The following is an 18,248-nucleotide window of genomic DNA, read 5'->3' on the forward strand; positions in this document are numbered from 1 at the left end:
CATTCATGAAGCATTTCACTTCAATGCAAACTTCTGAAATCTCTTACCTGTTTCTTGTCATGTGCCTGGATTTTCTTGTCCAAGTGTTTGTCAATTTCCCTCAGAATAGACTCTGTATCTTGCGCACCATCAATATAGAAGTTATTTACATAAGTGTTTCCACTTAGATTCTGAATATTTTGGATATTCTTTTCTATAGCTTTCGCCATTCCAGCATAATCAGGCATGTTTTTTTGTGTAGCAATAGTTGAATTATCTAACAACTGTTTCGTAAAATTAGCGTCAAACACCTTGTCTCCCTGGTTTAAAAATGTGAGCGTACCGTACTGCTTGGAAAAGACAGATTCCATGCCTTTCTCATTCACTCTGTAAATTCCAGATTTATTTACATAGTTTGTTCCAGAAGCATAACCGGTAATATTTGTAAGTCCAGACTGTGAAATCTCACTATCAGATAATCCGTAATGTCTTAATATTGAAGAAATAGCATTGATTGTTCCGGCTGTGGATAGTCCTGCATTCTTCACAGCATCATTAATAGCTGTAGTCATTTCTTCCATATTAGAGCTTATAGTATTAATCCATTTATCCAGATCTTCACTCATATCAGTAGACAGCTTATCCAATGAATCAGTCTGCATAGAATAAGCATGATCTACAATTGTGTCATTCAGATCATCTTTTGCAGATTGCAGCTGTTCTTGCAATTTTGCTTTTCTTGCTTTATCTTCTGCACTGGTGCTTCCTTCCAACGCTGCAATCTGGCGTTCCAACACTTCAATGTCCTTGGTCTTGTTTTTCAGTGTCTTGTCATAGTCATAGTAGCTTTTCTTAGCTGACAAAGCTTCTTTCCTCTTATCAATGACCTTGTTCAGCACATCTAATTCAGCCTGAGATTGGGATTTCACCAGTTCCAAAATAGAATTTCTGGAAGAGTATATATTTGCAGTTGTCGTCTTGATGTTTTCATCAACATCTTTCAACTTCTGGTTATATTCATCTTCACCAAACTTCCCAGCGTTGTAATCGTTGATAATCTGCTGTCTTTCCTTTATATAGGTTTTCAAATTTTCTGTTGAAGCCTGGATATCATCAACATCTAATGTAATTGCTAAAGCACCAGATTCCGTAAGAAGTCCTGTGTTCTTATCAATCTTCATATCATCAGAAATCAATGATTTAAGACCATCCAGCTTATCACGGAACCTGTCAACCTTTTCTGCAGCTCTTTCAAACTGTTCTTCGTAATAAACACCAATCTGGGATTGCTTCAATTCCTCAATTTGTGTGTCATAGTTTGCCACAGCATTTTGCGCTTCTTTGATTTTTGTCTGCATGTCCAACCATTCTTGTGAATTTTCCACGATTGTTCCAGCCTCAACGCCATCATTTAGCTGCTTCGTCAGTTCATCAAGCTCATTCTGTTTAATTGCCCTCTCAGCCTGAGCGTTGCTTATCTTAACATCATAGTCAGAAGATTTTTCGTAATCTCCGTGAGCTTTTGCCAGGTCTATATTCTTTTCCTGATATTTGCTCAATTGTTCCTGGTAACTCAAAAGTGCTTCGTAGTAAGTTTTTGCATTATCAAATTTCGTAGATACCGCTTCCACTGTAGCCTGAGCAGATTCCACCTCGGCTGTCATAAGGTTTTCATTAGCTTCTGCAAGAGCATTTGTGGCAATAGTTACATTCTCTTTCTTCTTTTTACTGTCTGCTAAGGCATTATTGTAGGCGGTCAGAATTTTCAACTGCTTTGCATCAGTGATTCCAGTTGTATCAATTTCTTTGCCAGTTGCAATCTTCTTTTTCTGAGCTGCTGTAAGATTCTTACTGTTTTTATATTTCTTCTGAAGCTTTGCAAGCTTTTTGTTAGCTGTTGTTTTCTGCTTCTTAGTCGTAGTCAAATTAGCGTTTGCTTGTTCCACAGCAACTTTTCTTGCTTCTTGTTCAGCCTTCTTCCCAGATACTTGTTCGTCAACCAGACCATTCATGTAAGAAAGAGAATCACCGGAATCATAAGCATTAAGCGCTGTATTCACATTAGACTTCATGGATTTATATGTAGAATTGGATGAATTGTAGTTAGATTTTGCCGTAGATAATTTAGATTTTGCAGATGTGGCTTTCTTATTCGCTTTGGTCTTGTTTGTCACAGCCTTATTATAAGCGTCAGCTTTTTTCTTCTGGGAACCTGACATACCAGTAGAATCAATTTTCTTACCAGCTTGAACCTGTTTCTTCTGTTCATCAGTAAGATTTGTTTTCAGTAATGATTTTGCAGTAGATTTAACCTTATTGTCTGCTTTTTTCTTTGCACTGGAAGCCTTCTTATTAGCAGTCTTCGCAGATTTCAACGCTTTATTATCCGATTTCTTCTGTTCCTGTACTTCAGCCAGATCCTCTTTCATTGTCTGCGCAAGAACAGCCTGAGTAGATCCTCCTTTGGTAGCCGCTGTTAATCTGGAAGATATAGCATTAATGCCATTATAACCGGTAGTCAAACGATCAATCTTCTTCTCAGCTTTCTCCGTAGGCATGTTAGCCCATTGCTCAAACAATTTCTGTTGTTCGTTTCTCAGATCAATAACAGCTTGTTTACAATCTTCTGCTTTCTCATACCAACTCTGATATTCCGAGATAGCTTCTGCTAAAGCTTTACCTTCATCAGTGCTAGTGTCCATATCTTCAATACGATACGCACCAGATTGTACTAATTTTTGATATTTCTTAGGAATGGAAACGTTGATTTCTCCACCATCACTATTGTAATAAGTGTATTTTTCAGCAACAGAATTAGCTTTCTTCATGTAAGCCAACTCTCCTTTGGTGTTAGAAGAGATTTCTTTGCTCATGGTTTTCATCTGTTTCTTCAACAAAGAGGTCTTTAATGCAGATGTGATATAATCCGTAATCTGATCTGATATTTTCTTGACCTTTTTCTCCCATGTTTCCAGCCTCGTAGCAACCAAGTCAAATGTTTTCATGGACTTTTTTGTGGTTTCTGTGGATTCTTCCGTAGCTTTGGTATGGCTCTGGGTCGCCTTGGTATCTGCATTGGTAGCACTGGTAGCCTTTGCAGTGTTACCACCGGATACGACAGATTTTTGTGCTTGCTTTACACTGATCCCACCTGTTACCATAGCATTGCCTGATACAAAAGCAGTACCGGATATATCAGGACTTGTACCGGATGCTAACGCGATTGCTCTTGAAGCTGTGAATCCATTGCTTAACAATTCCTCAGTCTGCACATGATTAAATACAATTGCTCCTTGTGGAATATTCACAAATTCGGCTCCGTTATCTCCAACTGTATACCATTTTCCGGTATGAGGATTTACGCACATTTCACGACCTAATTCGCCCACAAGAGTAGTTCCAGGACGCTTATTTCCCCAGTCACCATTAACCTTAGCAGTTCCAGATGCATGAGCTGTTCCATTCACGCTATTAGCTCCATTAGTAGGAGCAGAAGTGTTTCCCCAATTAATGTGTCCTACAGCCTGAAATTGAGTTTTTACCTGTGAAATATCATTACTCCACAACACCGTACCGTCACTTTTCTTTTGAGCAGCGGCATACGCGTCAACTTTTGTCGTATCATTATCCCAGTCAACTTCACCTTTTGCATCATGCTTTGTTTCTTGGAATCCAATAATAGCAGAATCATCTATACCGGCTTTTACCATGACTTCATTCGTAAGCTTATTGCTAATACTGTCCTGGATCGTATCAATAGAGGAATCATCAATGGAAAGTGTTGCTTTTACATTCGTATCAAGCCCTTTAATCTTATCTGCTACAGCTTCAACATTTGCCTGGGCTTCTGAGGTGTCCATGCCTAATGTTTCTTGCATCTGCAAAGTATTCTGTGCTGTCTGGAATTCTTGCAACAATCCAACAGCTTCTCCAATCTTACCGAAAACCTGGCTTACATCAACATTCATTACAGCTGGTGCTTCCAACTCTTGTTTCTGAGCTACACAATACTGAATTATGGTATTTGCCTGATCGACTTCTGATGAATCCACACCGACCTTTGCTTTAACACTGTTCATCTCTGATATGGTATCATCCAATGCAGAGCATTTTTCTTCCGTAGTTTCCAGATCAGACACATCAAGATTGATCTTCAAGTCTTCGTTTCCAGCAACACTACGTAATGCTTCTGAAGCTTCCGTGGCAGCTACAGCAATATCGCCCATGGTCTGAATACCTTCATCTGACCAATCGAAGTTGGCTCCAAATTCCTGCATCTCACCGAACATTGCTTGAACCATAGGCATTGAAAGATTCATGCCCTCGGCAAAATCTTCCATGGTCTTTCCACCTGCTACCTGGTAGTTTTCACCAGCTTCATCCAGAACCATAAGACCTTTATCCATTGCATTTTTGCAGAACTCTTCTATGTTAAGTCCGGCTCTTTCCCCATCTTCATTGTGGGTAAACAGATTGTCAATGCTGCTTAAATAGGAATTGATTGCATTTTCATCTGTACTATCAACCGTATCAGGAATAAGAAAATCCAAAGAAGCCTGGTAATCTTTACGTCCAACTCTACCATAAATGTCTGAATCTGTGTTATTTAATGTATCGTCAATCTGTTTGGATGCCGTAATTGCATCGTCAAACATATCTCCAGATTCAGAAGCATTCTGAGCATCCTTCCATTGTTGGTAAATACCAATGGATTCCATGAGTGAAGAGTTAAGCAAATCAAGCTGACTACACTGCTCCACAATTGCATCATTACTTGCCAGTAATCCGTCAATTTGTTCCTGAATGCTCTCTGCGCTCTTTCCAGTAGCGTCCGTATTGTCCAATAGTTTCTGGCGTAATTCCTCAATTTGCTTGGCATTTTCCAGATACTCTTGTTGCTTCTGAGCTTTTGCAGTGTTATTGGTAGCAACCTGTTCTTCCACTTTTGCTTTTGTTAATTTTTTAACATTCTCTTCGCTAAGTACCAAACTTCCATTAACGAATTCCAAAGCCGATCTATAATCAGCCAGAGCGTCAGAGTTAAAATCATCATAGCTGACTGATACGCCAATAGCCTGAGAATCTAATGCCCCTTGTACAGCACTGATTTCTTGCAATAAGCTTGAACTGTCCTCTTTCGCAAGATCAGAGAAGGACATATCCACATTGCTTGCACTATCAGCTACATTGTCCAATCCATCTGCGGACATATTGCTGATATAACCCAGATTTCCCAATGCCGTAATCAAAGGTTGAATCTCACTAGCAGATTTTCCAGTAATGATTCCTGCATTTTTAGCAGCTTCTACAAGATAATTAATGGAATCCACATCACCTGAAGCTACAGCTGCCTTAAAATCTGCATCATCCATATTTAACTTCTTGATCTCTTCAGCTACACTCTGTAAATGTTTCTGGAATCCATTTTCACCCTCACCGGATAAAGCCTGGTTGAACTCATTGGCTTTTATGGCAGCCGTGTTTAGCTGATCTCCAATCTCCTTAAATTGTGAGGAATACTTAGAGGCATCTGTGTTCATAAGAACCTGAACACTCTTGTTGATATCATCATAATATTGCTTTGCATCTGCAATCTCGTCTGCGTTCCCACCCGATATTGCGTCATTGTATTTATTTACCGCGTCTTCGTATTTATTTAACCATTCCAGCGCAGTCTTACCGGAATATTGTTGTTTATCGGAAAATAACTCAGCTTGTTTCGCCTGGTTGAAAAGATCCTGGTACTCTGACAGAATGTCATTAGCTTCATCCAGTCCACCAGCGGCATAATTGGATAAGCTTGTCAGTACATCACTCTCTCCATATTGCTCTTGGATTGATCTTATTTCGTTCATAAAATCATTCAGTGCATCCTTGGCTGTAGAAGCATCTGCTGTAAACTGAATTTCAAGATTTCCTGTTCCCTCCATGCCTTCTTGGAGCTTAAACACATCAGCACCGTATTTCTTTCTGAGCTTGGTGATTGCTTGATTGATGGCGTTTGACTCGCCAGAACCATTATCAGAATATTGTCCTAAATAAGCATGACGTTCTTTTTCCATCTGCTTCTCTGTTTCTTCAACACCTTTTTTATTCTCATTAAGGAACCGTTTGGATTCTTCAGTAGATAACTCTTTGAGTTTATTTATCTGTGTTTGAAGGCTGCCATTCACTAAATCTATGCCTTGCGCTTGATTACCGTAGCTCTCTGTTAAGGAATCCTGGATTTCCAACAGATCAGATTTCGCCTGGTAAGCCTCTTCTTCAGTCAGTGTACCATTATCAAGAGCTGTACGAAGTTCTGTAATTTTGTCAATATTGCTCTGTAATGAGGTATTATTATCCTCCCAAGCGTTTCCAGCTTCTTGTGCTTTGTCAACAGCTTCCTCAATTGATCTTTTATATGCGGAAAAAGCACTAACCACTGCTGCCACTCCTGCGGCTATCAAGATTAGTGGATTTGCTAACAATGTAGACATTAAGCCTGATAGCGCAGAACTCAATGAAACTGTTGCTCCGGTAGCAGTCGTTTCAGCACTTGCTAATCCCATAGAAGCAACCGCAGCACTCGCCTGTGCTTCAGTCATGCCTTGCCCCATCAGCACTGCTACTCTCTGTGCATCTGATAATGCTGTACTGGATAACACAAGTTTGGTCTGAGATTCTGATAGACCTTTTGTAAGATTAATAAGATTTGCCATATTAGATGTGTCAAATGTTCCAGCACTCTCCGCTGCTTTAACTAACTTCAAAGCATTTGACAAATTGGAAAATTCTTTTGTTGCACTGGTAACCATACTTACTAACTGACTAAGAGCATAGGTCGCACCAGCTGTTCCTAATCCAGCTAAAGCTCCTTTGAGAAGTCCTGTTTTCTCCGTGAAGTCTACAACTGCTTTTGAGCCATCCAGAAATCCCGCATATAAATCTCGAGAGATCACGCTAGAAGATAAAGATTCCAGGGAAGCTTTTAATGAATTAGTCTTTGCCTCAAGTCCTTGCAAATATAAGTCAAACTTTTGCTCACCATTGCCTTCTGAGTTAGCAGCAACATCAGTATATTTTTGTACACGGTCGTAGTTCTCCATGAGCGAATTGAAAAAGTTGTTATAATTTTTTCCGGCTAGACTGACACTTATGGCCTTCTGCTGTGCCTGGTTCAGAGTGTCCCATTTTGCAGCAAGAGCATCTAATACATCAGAAGCACTGTTGTATTCCGTCATAGTTTTTCTAAGATTAATTCCTACATTTGCAAGTGTGGTCTCAACATCAGATAATTTCTCAGTTGTTCCATCCTCATCAACCAATTCCAACTTACCTGTTTTGATGTTATACATCCTACTTAGAATACTTTTCATTGCACTACCAGTTTTTGCGCCACCTGCTTGCTGTACTTCAGACATAGTAGCTAAATAGCCTAGCAGTTTATTCATGGAAACTTCTGATTGATCCGCCAGAACTGCAACCCTTGACATACCTTCAGCCAAATCAGAAGAACTTACCGCAGCTGACAAATCAATCGCACTTATGGCGTCAATAACCGACTGAGCAGCATCCGTCTGCAATTTATATCCATTTAAACTTGCAGTTAAATATTTTGTTGCATCCTCCGCTGACATGTCACCAACTTTTGAAAAGATTACAGAAGACTTTACCAAATCATTAACTTCTTGTATGCTCTTTCCCTGACGAAGCCATGCCGTGGCACCCTCTGAGACCGTTTCGCCTATAGCGCCAAGATCCGCTCCGAGCGATACATAATCTTTCATCATACCGCTTACAACATTGTAAGATTTTCCTGTTGCTAATTGGAGTGAAACAATCTGATCGTCTAATGACTTAACCGTACTCACAGCTTCTTTCGCAGCGTCACCAACTTTATATATTGCATCAGTCAGCAAATTAGCAGCTGTAAATGTACTGAAAGCGTCTTTCAGTGTATTGCCAAAACTCTGGAACACACTTTGTCCCTGAACACCTGCATTATTAAGACCATTAATGATATTCTGCATCTCAGCATACCCGGATGTATCAATGGTTGGAACGCTATTTCCACCACTGTTCACAGCCCCCTCAACAGAGCTTCGCAGACTATCTGTATTAACCCTCAAGTTGATTTCAACGTCTGTAATCTGATTAACAGCCGCCTGAATATCAGCTGCCATTTGTTCTGAGTCAATCTTAAATTTAACAGGAAGCTCTACGTCTTTCAGTGCTACTTCCAGATCACTCTCCAAGCTCTGCTTATTAACTTGAATATCAACCTGTACTGGCTCATCCCCAGTGGCTAACTGACTAATAGCAGACCTCATCTGAGACAGCAACTCTTCATCATTGATCTTCACATTAATTTTTACTGCATCTTCCGAACCAGTAGCAGATTGAATAGCATTCCTTATGTCAGATACAATTTTCTCTGTGTTTATATCAACATCAAGGTCATATGTATTCTTCACTTCTTCTGAAGCACTCTCAATATTCTGCTGAAGCTTCTCTCGCATCTGGTTAGCCATTGCTATTACATTGTCAAATGCATCTGATTTAATCCCAGCTGCCTGTTCCGGTGACATATCTTGTGCAGATATAACCTGCGTCATGTCCTGTCGTGCTTGTGCTAATACTTCAAAGGCTCTTTTAATCTGATCCGCCTGGTTGGTAATATTATCCGCAAAATGTTCCGGGAACATGCTTGTCATTTCGCCCCAAATGGAGTCAATAGACACACCTTTGCTTGCATCTTTAACAATGTGACCTATATTATTGTTTAGAAGCTCCTTGTAATCATCACCGGACAAAGCTTTCTTCAGATCATCAGATATGTAAATCTTCTTATTTTTGAAATAATTATAAAATTCATCGTAAATTCCCATCTTTCCCTGAATGATATTGGCATTTTCGGCAACACTGTTTGCTAAGTCACTCAGCCCAGATATAAAAGCGTTACCCTTGCCACCCTGTAGATTGAACTCTTTGCCATTCCAAGTCTTACTTAGCTCTGACATTACACTGTTGATCTGGGATTTCAGTTTACTGATTGCAGACTTGTCCGTAATATTAAAAGCGTCAGCTAACTGTTTACTCAGCCCAGATGTATCAATTTTCGTGGCTTTCAGTCCTTTTTCAATACTCTTTGCCAAATTGTGTGCATCATCATTCCCCTTGATTTCAACATCAAGAGTTACTTTTTGATTTTTTATCGAATTAAGCTGCTCCTGGACTTTCGATAAATCCAGGTCAGCTCCAATTTGCATGATAAAATCACTCATAAATAGATTTCCTCCTTATTGTAGTTTTGTAAATATATTTATATGTTTTATAAATCAAAACTATATAAATATATTTATATGTTTTGATTTTGTTATAGTTTCATCGGGTTTTCATAAGATAATAAATATAAATAAACGTATATTTTTATATTTATATTTTCGAATAAACGTCAGATTTCACAGATAAAATAAGACTTTTTGATGTGTTTATAAATATTGGTAAGTCCAAAATATTGTACACTATAATAAATACCGGGGATTTCTCCCCGGCATAACTAATACAATTTTTTATGTCTTCTTTTATTAGCATTACTTATTTTTCTTCCTTTAGAGTTCATTGGTTTATAATCTCTAATAGACTCATAAACCAATCTAATAAAAAAGAAACAAACAGTAAATGAAGCTTGCAATAACATTGATATTATAGATTTTCTTTTCTTATTATGCGTCATTATTTCTCACCTCAATACCCTACGGCTTTTACTCCATGCTCAGCTTGTTCTTTGGTATACCCCTCAAATTCTAATTGTTCGATTAATCCATCTCTGGAAAAGCTCATTATATTTAAATATCTTTCTGCTGCTTTTTCCGCTTCCGAGTACCAATCTGCGCCGCAATTATCAGCAGCATACGTTGCTTCCTCAGTAGTATATTTTTCAAACTCTAATTGTTTGATTAATCCAGTATAGGAAAATGGCATTAATGATAAATAATTTTGAGCAGCTTGCAGAGCATTTCTTTCTCCCAAAGTCGCATTTTCACCGGCTTCGTTCTTTACTTCTGTATCTGCCACGTTTGTTCCATACTCCGTAATAGAACAATCATACAAATAATCCAATGCAGATATTGCTCCAGGTTTTAAAAATATGCCTTGAACAGTAACATGTTGCCCTTGTTTAAACTCCATAACATTTTCATCATCACTTCTTATAAACATCGCAAACTCATCATATTCAGGAAATTTTCCATCATCAGATAAAGATATCTCTATTCGATAAGCACCAGATTTTCTCACCCCATCTATTTGCCAATCCATTCCCTGCGGTAATTCAATAGTTTCTAATATGTAAGCATCTATTGACACATTATCTCCAGGAGAAATATTATCAAATTCTTTCATTTTTTCATCATATATTTTTTCTAATACTCCTTCATAGTATCTTTCCCCATCACTATCCTCTTCCGAATCTCCAAACATTTCTTCATGGCTCATTGAGTCTGTTTTTTCTTCTGCATCCGCCCATAATGATTCACAAATTGAAAAAACATCTTCAGTTGTCACATTTGTGTTAATTTTCTCCGCTAGTACAGATAAAGTTGTAGTTGAACTTACCATAAAAGCTGTTGAAACCACTAATAGTAACTTTCTCATCTTCTTCATGTGCATTGCCTCCCAATAATTTGATACAAATATTGTACCATCATTGTTTAGAATATGAAAGTAATATCTATTATTTAGCCCAGCCTCTTCTTAATTTCTTCTTCAAGTATTCCTGGAATCTCTTCTTTACTTCTTTCCCAGAAATGCCCCTTACCAATCAGACCATCAGCCTCAGCATAACCATAGATTGTCTCCGTATCTCTTCCAGCAGGATCATATTGTGTACCAGTGTTAATAGAAACTTGTGCCATAGCTCCATTCTTGTTTTCAAACACAGAGTCAAGTTGTGGCGCTGCCTGAAGCATTCCAATTCTGTGATATCGTCCTTCCGGGATAGAGTAAAATTCATCCACATTCTTCTGAAGTACATTCTTTGATTCCTGCGCGGCTGCATCTACAGCGGAACGGACTTCTTTAAGAATGGCAGATTTCAGAGATTCTAGTGATTTGTATGTTGCCATGATTACATATCCTTTCCATACCATAAACAAGGGGATTTTTTGCTCATTTCATAGTACTTTTCAATCAAACTGGTGGGAGCTTTGTCCTGTTCAGCCTTCTCTTTTTCGGCTTGTTTTTCTACAATTTCTTGTAATTCTCCCAGCGCACCCATGTATGCAGAATAAAACGCATTTGCCATTTCTATAATCACAGTACACCATTTAGGATTTCCAAAATACTCACACACAACTTTTCTCTCGTCCTCTGATAGCTCCTTCCAATGTCCGGTTATTCCCCAAATACTACCAGCTAATTTATTATTAGAATCTGGTTGCGTTTCCACATTAATTCCGTGTTTATCTGCAATTTCAATGACCATTTCTCCAAGTTCGTCATGAGTGTACACCTTTTCAATAGCTTGCATCTGCACATCAAATACTGTAGTCTCACGATCATCCAGCACACGAACCTGGTAGAAGTCATGCTCTTCACCATCTACAAGCTTTTTACCAAATGCTGTAACTTGACCGCAGATTACTGATTTGTTCTTCATGGTGATTTTCACCCAGTCATTTATGTTAAAATTGTTGTTCATGTTATTTGTTCTCCTTATCTGTTAGTTTCATTTCATCAACTGTTGTATGGTATTCTTCATTCAGGAAGGCATATATTTTTTCCATCTTCTCAGCCGGGAGTTTCTTAATATCTCCACGTAGCCATTTACCGCCTACATTCGGACTCACACCAATGCAGTCAGAAAAATAGCGAATAGAAATACCGTTAGTTTCGAGGTACTTTTTTACAATTTCAAATAACTTCATAATTATGTTGCTCCTTTCGTTAATATAATTTTTCGCATAATAAAAGAACGCACCAAATCACCGGCACGCCCCTATATTTTTCCATATTCAGTTTTCTTGTTGATTACTTATTTGGGTAATCCCTTTCATAGTAGAGAAATTGTTTAATGTGTTACAACCCCTTATTTTATATGGTGTTGCCACATGTCAAAAAATGCTGAATGCAGTAAACCAGAATCACATTTTTGTTCTCTCCATATATGGGAAGTTATTAGACCTTTGGTTAACGCTTATATTTGTTGGCAAAATCAATGATTTGTCCAAAAGTTCTTGTTGCACCATAATGCTAGGTTTTGATATTTCCCCCTATAAGTGGAATTTATTCTAATTTCACAATCCCTTATGTTTACTGGGTTTGTTGGACATTAAAATTTGCTAATGCATCCGTTTTTTACTCATTTTGGTAATCTCTTCTATACGTGGTAATTGTTGCACCTTTGAAAACCCCTTATTTTTATTGGCTTTATCAAAGGTCGATTTTTGCTTATTCGCCAATTTTGCATTCTTGCTCAATACCATTTTTATTCCCCTCTATATACCAGACGTTATTCAAAATCCGCAACGCCTTGAAAATACTGCATTTTTCGCCTGTTAAAATTTTATAATCTCCAAAACTTAATTTCCCCCTATACGCAAACGTTATTCCAACTCCGAAAAACACAGTAAATATCAGCATTTATCCACTATCAAAAATCGCTTAACCGTTAATCTTTTTACCCAAAAGAGTAATTCCCTCTATACGCAAATGATATTCAATATGTCTAAATCCCATATAATTTTTGATGTTTTCACCTGTCAGAATAGCTGTTAGTCGTAAAACCTGCTGCCAGCATAATACTTTTTTCGTTCCCCATTACCGGAAGATATTTGGCAGCAGGATTTGCTATATATTATCTGTGATCCAAGACGATTAGAATATCAAGTAGGCTTTCGGTCTAAAGATAAAGCAATAGCCCAGTGGGACATTTTCCTCTGGGCTACATACTGTTAATATATTCACTTTAGTTTCAATCAAGCAAACTCAGTAATATCAATAACATTTCTTACATGGCGTATATCCCATGCTAATTGCCTGATTCTCAGACACGTTTCTTGGATTTCTCATATTACTGCAACTAGAATACCTATGATATTTACTTCCAGAATTAGGAATCCATACCCCACTTCCTGCTGTTGGTATTTCCGGTCTTGCATTATTAGATGTAGGAGTTTTTCTTACAGAAACTTTACATGTAAATTTTTTTCCAAGAACCATTGCTGTAACATTGGCAGTTCCTGCCTTTTTAGCAGTAATTGTCCCATTTTTTACAGTAACAATATTTTTTCTTGAAGATTTCCATTTTACAGGCTGTTTAGTTCCTGTTACTTTCAAAGTGATATTCTCTCCCACTTTTAATGTAACATTTTTCTTATTCAGCTTCGGTGTTTCAACTGTAACTTTACAAGTATATTTCTTGTTTCCTGCCTTTGCAGTAATTATTGCAGATCCTTTTTTCTTAGCAAGCACTTTGCCTGATTTATTGACAGTAGCTACTGATTTCTTACTTGAAATCCATGTCGTACCACCACTTGTTTCTGAGACCTTTAACTGTATGGTTTGTCCAGTTAATAGTATAATTTTACTTTTGTTGATTTTTCCTGCCGCTGATACTGGAATGGTCATACAAAAAACCATCAGTAATACAGCAATAATTGATAGTAACTTTTTCATTTTTTTCATTCGTACTTCCTCCCAACAATTTTAATATTCATATTGTATCATTATTGTTGAGGATACAGAAGTATTAATTACAATTTATTCAGATATTTTTCTATTTTTTATCCGTAACTATATCATCAATTTTGACGTATTTACTCAAACTACATCTGCTATAATATAGAATCCTATATAACATTCCTGTTATACTTACGTCCACAAGCATCAAACGAAAAATTTGAAGTTGATACCAAATGATACTGAAATATACCGCTGACTTGTTGTATAATTGCTGCATTATATGACGAAAGGAGTGTTTCAAAATGAACACACAGTTGGCAGCTTTATTGCTCCGAGAGGTCTTCTTACCTGGTAATTACCCCTATCACATCAATATTTCTTCAGACAAATTCTCAAATGAGGAAATTGAAAAATGTATGCTTGATATGGAAAAAGAAGGATTACTTCACTTCTGGGAGCAAAAAGTTTATCCAGGCGATTCCACGTCTACCGATCATTGCACAAACTTCCAGTTACGTGTAGCCATCAATTATGAAGCCTGTGAAAAATTCTTAGCTTCCATCAAATAAGATTCTTAGCCCAGTGGGACATTTTCCCCTGGGCTTCTTACCGTCTAAAAATCCCGATACGCACCTATAACTTATTCTCAAAAATATCTCCATAAAACTGATATTTTATTGGAAAATTTTATCTTATATTAAATATTTTTATAACCGTTCATCATCAACTATATTCGGCGCCCATTACTGATTAGTATGATTTAGTGCCTCTATCAAACCCATACCTGTATTCTTCCATAGCATCAATTACATTTTTATATGAATTAATTACTTTCTCTGCAATTTTATCTTTATGTTTTCTATAAATATCATTGCTAAGGTACAATTCTTTTGTTTCGTGCGCCTCCTTTGCATGTAAAGTGATATATCCTTTGCTTTTTCCAGCACACGGAACCTTTAAAATAATATCCGCAGTTATTTTGTCCTTAATATTTTCTTTGTAAAATTTACCACCAATATATGTACGCAATTTATATTTTCCATTTAGATAGCCCTGTAAAATAACATAATTACCATAAGGTTCTTCTAATTTTATCCTTGTAGTTATCGTTTTCCCATCACAAATAACCTCAATTTTTTCTTTATCCCCCTGATCTAAAATGTTATCCTCACCTTCTAATGACGCCACATTCGGATTGTTTTCATCGTCCTGTTTTACTATCTCATTCATTACTTCAGTACTGTCCGTGTCTAATTTGCTATTTTCATCGTTTTCTATTTCCATAGGCATTCTTTTATATTTTTCGTATAACCAATCGCTACTTATATACACACCAGAGAAAATATAATCTGTAGTTTCGCCATAAAAAGTACCTTCAGTATAGCTTCCTACACCATATGACCAATCCCAGTCCCAACCATACCCAGTACGATTATGGCTATTTTGTGCACGTAAATGAAATGGCTCTTTAAATCTGAAATATTGATCCTTATCAAGATATCTCTTTATGTCACAACTTTTTAGCTCAGTTTTCACATGATTTTCCAAATCACTTGTTTCATTCTTTTTAAAAGATGTAAAAGTTATATCTCCAACATATTCCTTTTTGTGTCCACGTTCTATAACATAATGAAAATAATAATCTCCATAAATACGAGAACCGTTTCTAACCACTAATCTTTTATATGGTTTATTGGTATTTCCTTTATATCCTTCAAATCTATCAAGAATTTCTATAGTTTTTGTGTCTTCATACACAGAAACTGCCAGTTCTTCTTCCACTCTCTTTTCAACGTTCTGTTCTACATTATCAGCTACTACTTGCTTGTTTCTATCCGCAGCCTCAATATTATTTTCTAATTCACTTGTAACGGATTCCTTATCTTTTTCTCCTATGTTTTCCTCAACTTGTTCTTTATCTTCTGCCAGTTCTTTTACTTCTTCACATACTTCTATACTGACATCAGAAGCCTCATCCTGCTCTTTTTCTTCAATTTTATCAATTTTAAACACAACTGGATGAATACCATTGCAGCAGCAACAAATTACCGGCTCTTCAATATCCAATTCAGTTAATTTTCTTAATGAATTTTCGCAAGCATCAAAACCATTTGCTCCATGGTTTAATGCAAAAATAAAGGGATACAATATTTTCCACGCATCTTCACAAAAGCCTTCCGGCTTCTGTATAACTGTATCAAATTCTTGTCCCTCCTGAAATAATGTGCATTTCTTAAATTCTTCCATATTTAGAAGCTCTGCAATATCAGAATTGAATTGTTTTTTTAGAACTGTTATCCTTACCATACTGCTACACCACCCATTATTTTTTTACCAATATTATACGATATTCCTAAAACTGTTTCAATAAATCCCACTTACTCTTAAGTATAATTATATATAAGAAAATCAGCATTAGGTTTTTCAAATTATATTGATTAGCCTTATGCTGATTCTTTACATACATTAAATCTTTCAGTTATTATTCATCCAACTTTGTCCATCAATCCGTCAACTTTCTGGTCCATGCTAACCGCCCAATTTTTTACAGCCTTAATTGCTCTAACATATTCTTCCAAATCCTCTTCCGGAATATTCTGCAAATCATCAAGCAACCAAGCATATTTATCCATCTCCTTCAGATAAATTTCTGTCTTTCCACTAAACAGCTGCACAGTCTCATGGATCTTCTTCAGTCGTTCCTGTTCTGGATCTTGCTTTTTCTGCATCTCTGCAAGCTGACGTTTCAACTGTCCGTTCTCTTTATCCAATTTTCTGATCCTTGCTTCGAGAAATTCATTCTGCCGTTCCATGTCTCTGTTAGCTTTCTGCAAGGGTATATAATCAGCCGGAGTTTCCACAACAGTCTTTGCTGCAATATCATTCTCCATCTCTTTGATTCTACTATCACGTTGTTGCAACATCCGTTTCACACAGTCCAACGATTCCACGAAATCAATTTGATTTACTTCTGACAACTCCTGGAATACCGCTTTTGCTGCATCCAACGTTACCATACCTGTATAGACAACTTCTCCCAACTCAGGGATCATCTCAATAAGCATTTCGTAATTTACCAATGTTTCTGCAAGTGAATTATTATCATTTTCTTGCATATAAATTTTCTCCTTCTGTTCAACTTTTAATCAAGAAACTACACTACTAATTGGCTCATTAATCCATGGTATATCTTTTACAATTTCTTCAACGTCTTTATGTTCATATTCATATGTAATCTTCAAAGTCTCGCCTTCCATCACATAATTAACAAGCTGTGGATACGCAGTAAGACTATTGTATAGTTTTTGTTGTGCTTCAGACATTTCCATATAAGCGTTAGCATCATATTTATCACAGAAGTAATGAAAAAATCCTGAATCATCAGTGTAATTCCCATTAACCCTAAATAACAAATAATGAAGAATTTCATGCCGCACCGCTATTTTCAGCACATCAATGTCTCGCCAGCATTCATATATGTAAATTAAAGGTATACCGTCTTTCACCATAAAGTGTCCGCCAATATTCCACTCATATTCTCCATCACCATTTTTATAATTATCAGACTCATATATAATTGGAAGCGACTTTCCAACTTTCTTAAACACCGGATAATCTTCCTGCATTTGATTTAGAAATTCCTGGGCGTATTTTTTCAGTTCAAATATCTTCTTAGCATAATCCGCATAGCGATTTCTATGTGCTTCTACCTCGTGTTTAATAACCATTACAAAGTCAAATAACTGCCTCCGATTGTTAATTGTAAATATACCCTTACTCTCTGACTTTTTATTGAATACAATCGAAAAGCAACCATTATTGAGACAGCCTACTAAATCCATAGCACAAATGTTCAGGTCCGTATGAACATATTCTTTCTTACAGCAATCCTTCTTAGGGCAGTTTTCGCACTCTTCACAAAATGAATCCAAAATCATGTCTTCATTATCAGGACATACAAATACGCCACTATTCTCTTCAAATTCATAACACATATAATCTGCATCTTCAGGAACACCATCAAACTCTTTCAGATCGTCCAGAATAAGCTTAATCATATCAATACATTCTTCTTTCAATCCCATGTATTTTCTCCCAGACTTCTAATATTCAGGAACCAGCCTTTCGCCAGTTCCCACAACTATGTATTGATGGAATAGGGGCTTCGCCTATCATTCGTCCAATCCTTATAAACTACTTCTCATTAGAAAAATAATTTATTTTCAAAAAAATTCGAACTTTTTTCAATTTTCGTGTGATTTCAACAAGTCTCATTCGTATAATATATGTAAGCGTATCAACACAAAATAATGGATGAGGAAAACTAAATATGAGATTCATTGAAATCACAGATGAGGAAGCACTTAACCTTCCTGCCGATCAGCTCATAGCAATTGCTGTATACAATCAACTTTGCCTGAATGCTACTTTGGAACAGGATGATCCAGAAAGCAGTTTAGAGCATATTGACGAGCAGTACCAAAAGCTGATGCAGCAAATAAAAGGTTAGTCAATCATCAGGCAAGGGGGAGCATCCCAAAGTTTGTGTAAACCTCCAAACTGATGTAAGATAAAATTACTCAGTTTGGAGGTTATTTTTATGG

The 18,248-nt window shown here is 36.9% G+C and carries 11 protein-coding genes; 2 read left to right on the plus strand and 9 right to left on the minus strand.

The annotated features are described in order from the left end of the window. Positions 1 to 20 precede the first annotated feature (20 nt). The 6 genes from ACESTK_RS18730 to ACESTK_RS18755 form a co-directional block, all read right to left on the minus strand. Complete coding sequence (locus ACESTK_RS18730) at positions 21 to 9,245, minus strand: phage tail tape measure protein (protein WP_373120485.1); 9,225 nt, start codon at positions 9,243 to 9,245, stop codon at positions 21 to 23. Positions 9,246 to 9,708: 463 nt separating this feature from the next. Further along, a complete protein-coding gene (locus tag ACESTK_RS18735) occupies positions 9,709 to 10,626 on the minus strand; it encodes an Ltp family lipoprotein (RefSeq protein WP_373120487.1) in 918 nt (305 codons plus the stop codon). 74 nt (positions 10,627 to 10,700) lie between these two features. Next, on the minus strand, positions 10,701 to 11,087 hold the full coding sequence (locus ACESTK_RS18740; protein ID WP_373120488.1) for a hypothetical protein: 387 nt from the start codon (positions 11,085 to 11,087) through the stop codon (positions 10,701 to 10,703). Between the two features lie 2 nt (positions 11,088 to 11,089). Next, positions 11,090 to 11,662: a hypothetical protein gene (locus ACESTK_RS18745; RefSeq protein WP_373120490.1), complete on the minus strand. Its 573-nt coding sequence runs from the start codon at positions 11,660 to 11,662 to the stop codon at positions 11,090 to 11,092. 1 nt (position 11,663) lies between these two features. Continuing rightward, complete coding sequence (locus tag ACESTK_RS18750) at positions 11,664 to 11,888, minus strand: helix-turn-helix transcriptional regulator (RefSeq protein WP_148462963.1); 225 nt, start codon at positions 11,886 to 11,888, stop codon at positions 11,664 to 11,666. 1,069 nt (positions 11,889 to 12,957) lie between these two features. After that, positions 12,958 to 13,647 (minus strand): Ig domain-containing protein, encoded by a 690-nt coding sequence (locus tag ACESTK_RS18755; protein WP_373120491.1) that lies wholly within the window; start codon positions 13,645 to 13,647, stop codon positions 12,958 to 12,960. 299 nt (positions 13,648 to 13,946) lie between these two features. Between ACESTK_RS18755 and ACESTK_RS18760 the strand changes: the two genes are divergently transcribed. Next, entirely contained in the window at positions 13,947 to 14,213 is a 267-nt protein-coding gene (locus ACESTK_RS18760) for a hypothetical protein (protein ID WP_373120492.1), read from the plus strand. Positions 14,214 to 14,394: 181 nt separating this feature from the next. On the opposite strand, the gene ACESTK_RS18765 is transcribed toward ACESTK_RS18760, so the two are convergent. The 3 genes from ACESTK_RS18765 to ACESTK_RS18775 all read right to left on the minus strand — a co-directional run bounded on the left by ACESTK_RS18765 (position 14,395) and on the right by ACESTK_RS18775 (position 17,729). After that, positions 14,395 to 15,951 carry a TIGR04076 family protein gene (locus ACESTK_RS18765; protein WP_373120493.1) on the minus strand — a complete coding sequence of 519 codons (1,557 nt, stop codon included), beginning with the start codon at positions 15,949 to 15,951 and terminating at the stop codon, positions 14,395 to 14,397. A gap of 179 nt (positions 15,952 to 16,130) precedes the next feature. Then, positions 16,131 to 16,760, minus strand: coding sequence for a hypothetical protein (locus ACESTK_RS18770; RefSeq protein ID WP_373120495.1), 630 nt, complete (start codon positions 16,758 to 16,760; stop codon positions 16,131 to 16,133). 30 nt (positions 16,761 to 16,790) lie between these two features. After that, positions 16,791 to 17,729, minus strand: a complete 939-nt coding sequence (locus ACESTK_RS18775) for a hypothetical protein (protein WP_373120496.1) — start codon at positions 17,727 to 17,729, stop codon at positions 16,791 to 16,793. A 245-nt stretch (positions 17,730 to 17,974) separates the two neighbouring features. On the opposite strand from ACESTK_RS18775, the gene ACESTK_RS18780 reads away from it, so the two are divergent. Further along, on the plus strand, positions 17,975 to 18,154 hold the full coding sequence (locus ACESTK_RS18780) for a hypothetical protein (RefSeq protein ID WP_373120497.1): 180 nt from the start codon (positions 17,975 to 17,977) through the stop codon (positions 18,152 to 18,154). Positions 18,155 to 18,248 lie beyond the last annotated feature (94 nt).

This window comes from Ruminococcus sp. Marseille-P328 (assembly GCF_964249465.1).
In the GTDB taxonomy this organism is placed as follows: Bacteria; Bacillota; Clostridia; order Lachnospirales; family Lachnospiraceae; genus Blautia_A; species Blautia_A faecis.

Excerpts from the sequence above, each read along its gene's own strand:
- ACESTK_RS18730 (WP_373120485.1), bottom strand. The coding sequence starts at position 9,245 with ATGAGTGATTTTATCATGCAAATTGGAGCTGACCTGGATTTATCGAAA.
- ACESTK_RS18735 (WP_373120487.1), bottom strand. The coding sequence starts at position 10,626 with ATGAAGAAGATGAGAAAGTTACTATTAGTGGTTTCAACAGCTTTTATG.
- ACESTK_RS18740 (WP_373120488.1), bottom strand. The coding sequence starts at position 11,087 with ATGGCAACATACAAATCACTAGAATCTCTGAAATCTGCCATTCTTAAA.
- ACESTK_RS18745 (WP_373120490.1), bottom strand. The coding sequence starts at position 11,662 with ATGAACAACAATTTTAACATAAATGACTGGGTGAAAATCACCATGAAG.
- ACESTK_RS18750 (WP_148462963.1), bottom strand. The coding sequence starts at position 11,888 with ATGAAGTTATTTGAAATTGTAAAAAAGTACCTCGAAACTAACGGTATT.
- ACESTK_RS18755 (WP_373120491.1), bottom strand. The coding sequence starts at position 13,647 with ATGAAAAAAATGAAAAAGTTACTATCAATTATTGCTGTATTACTGATG.
- ACESTK_RS18760 (WP_373120492.1), top strand. The coding sequence starts at position 13,947 with ATGAACACACAGTTGGCAGCTTTATTGCTCCGAGAGGTCTTCTTACCT.
- ACESTK_RS18765 (WP_373120493.1), bottom strand. The coding sequence starts at position 15,951 with ATGGTAAGGATAACAGTTCTAAAAAAACAATTCAATTCTGATATTGCA.
- ACESTK_RS18770 (WP_373120495.1), bottom strand. The coding sequence starts at position 16,760 with ATGCAAGAAAATGATAATAATTCACTTGCAGAAACATTGGTAAATTAC.
- ACESTK_RS18775 (WP_373120496.1), bottom strand. The coding sequence starts at position 17,729 with ATGGGATTGAAAGAAGAATGTATTGATATGATTAAGCTTATTCTGGAC.
- ACESTK_RS18780 (WP_373120497.1), top strand. The coding sequence starts at position 17,975 with ATGAGATTCATTGAAATCACAGATGAGGAAGCACTTAACCTTCCTGCC.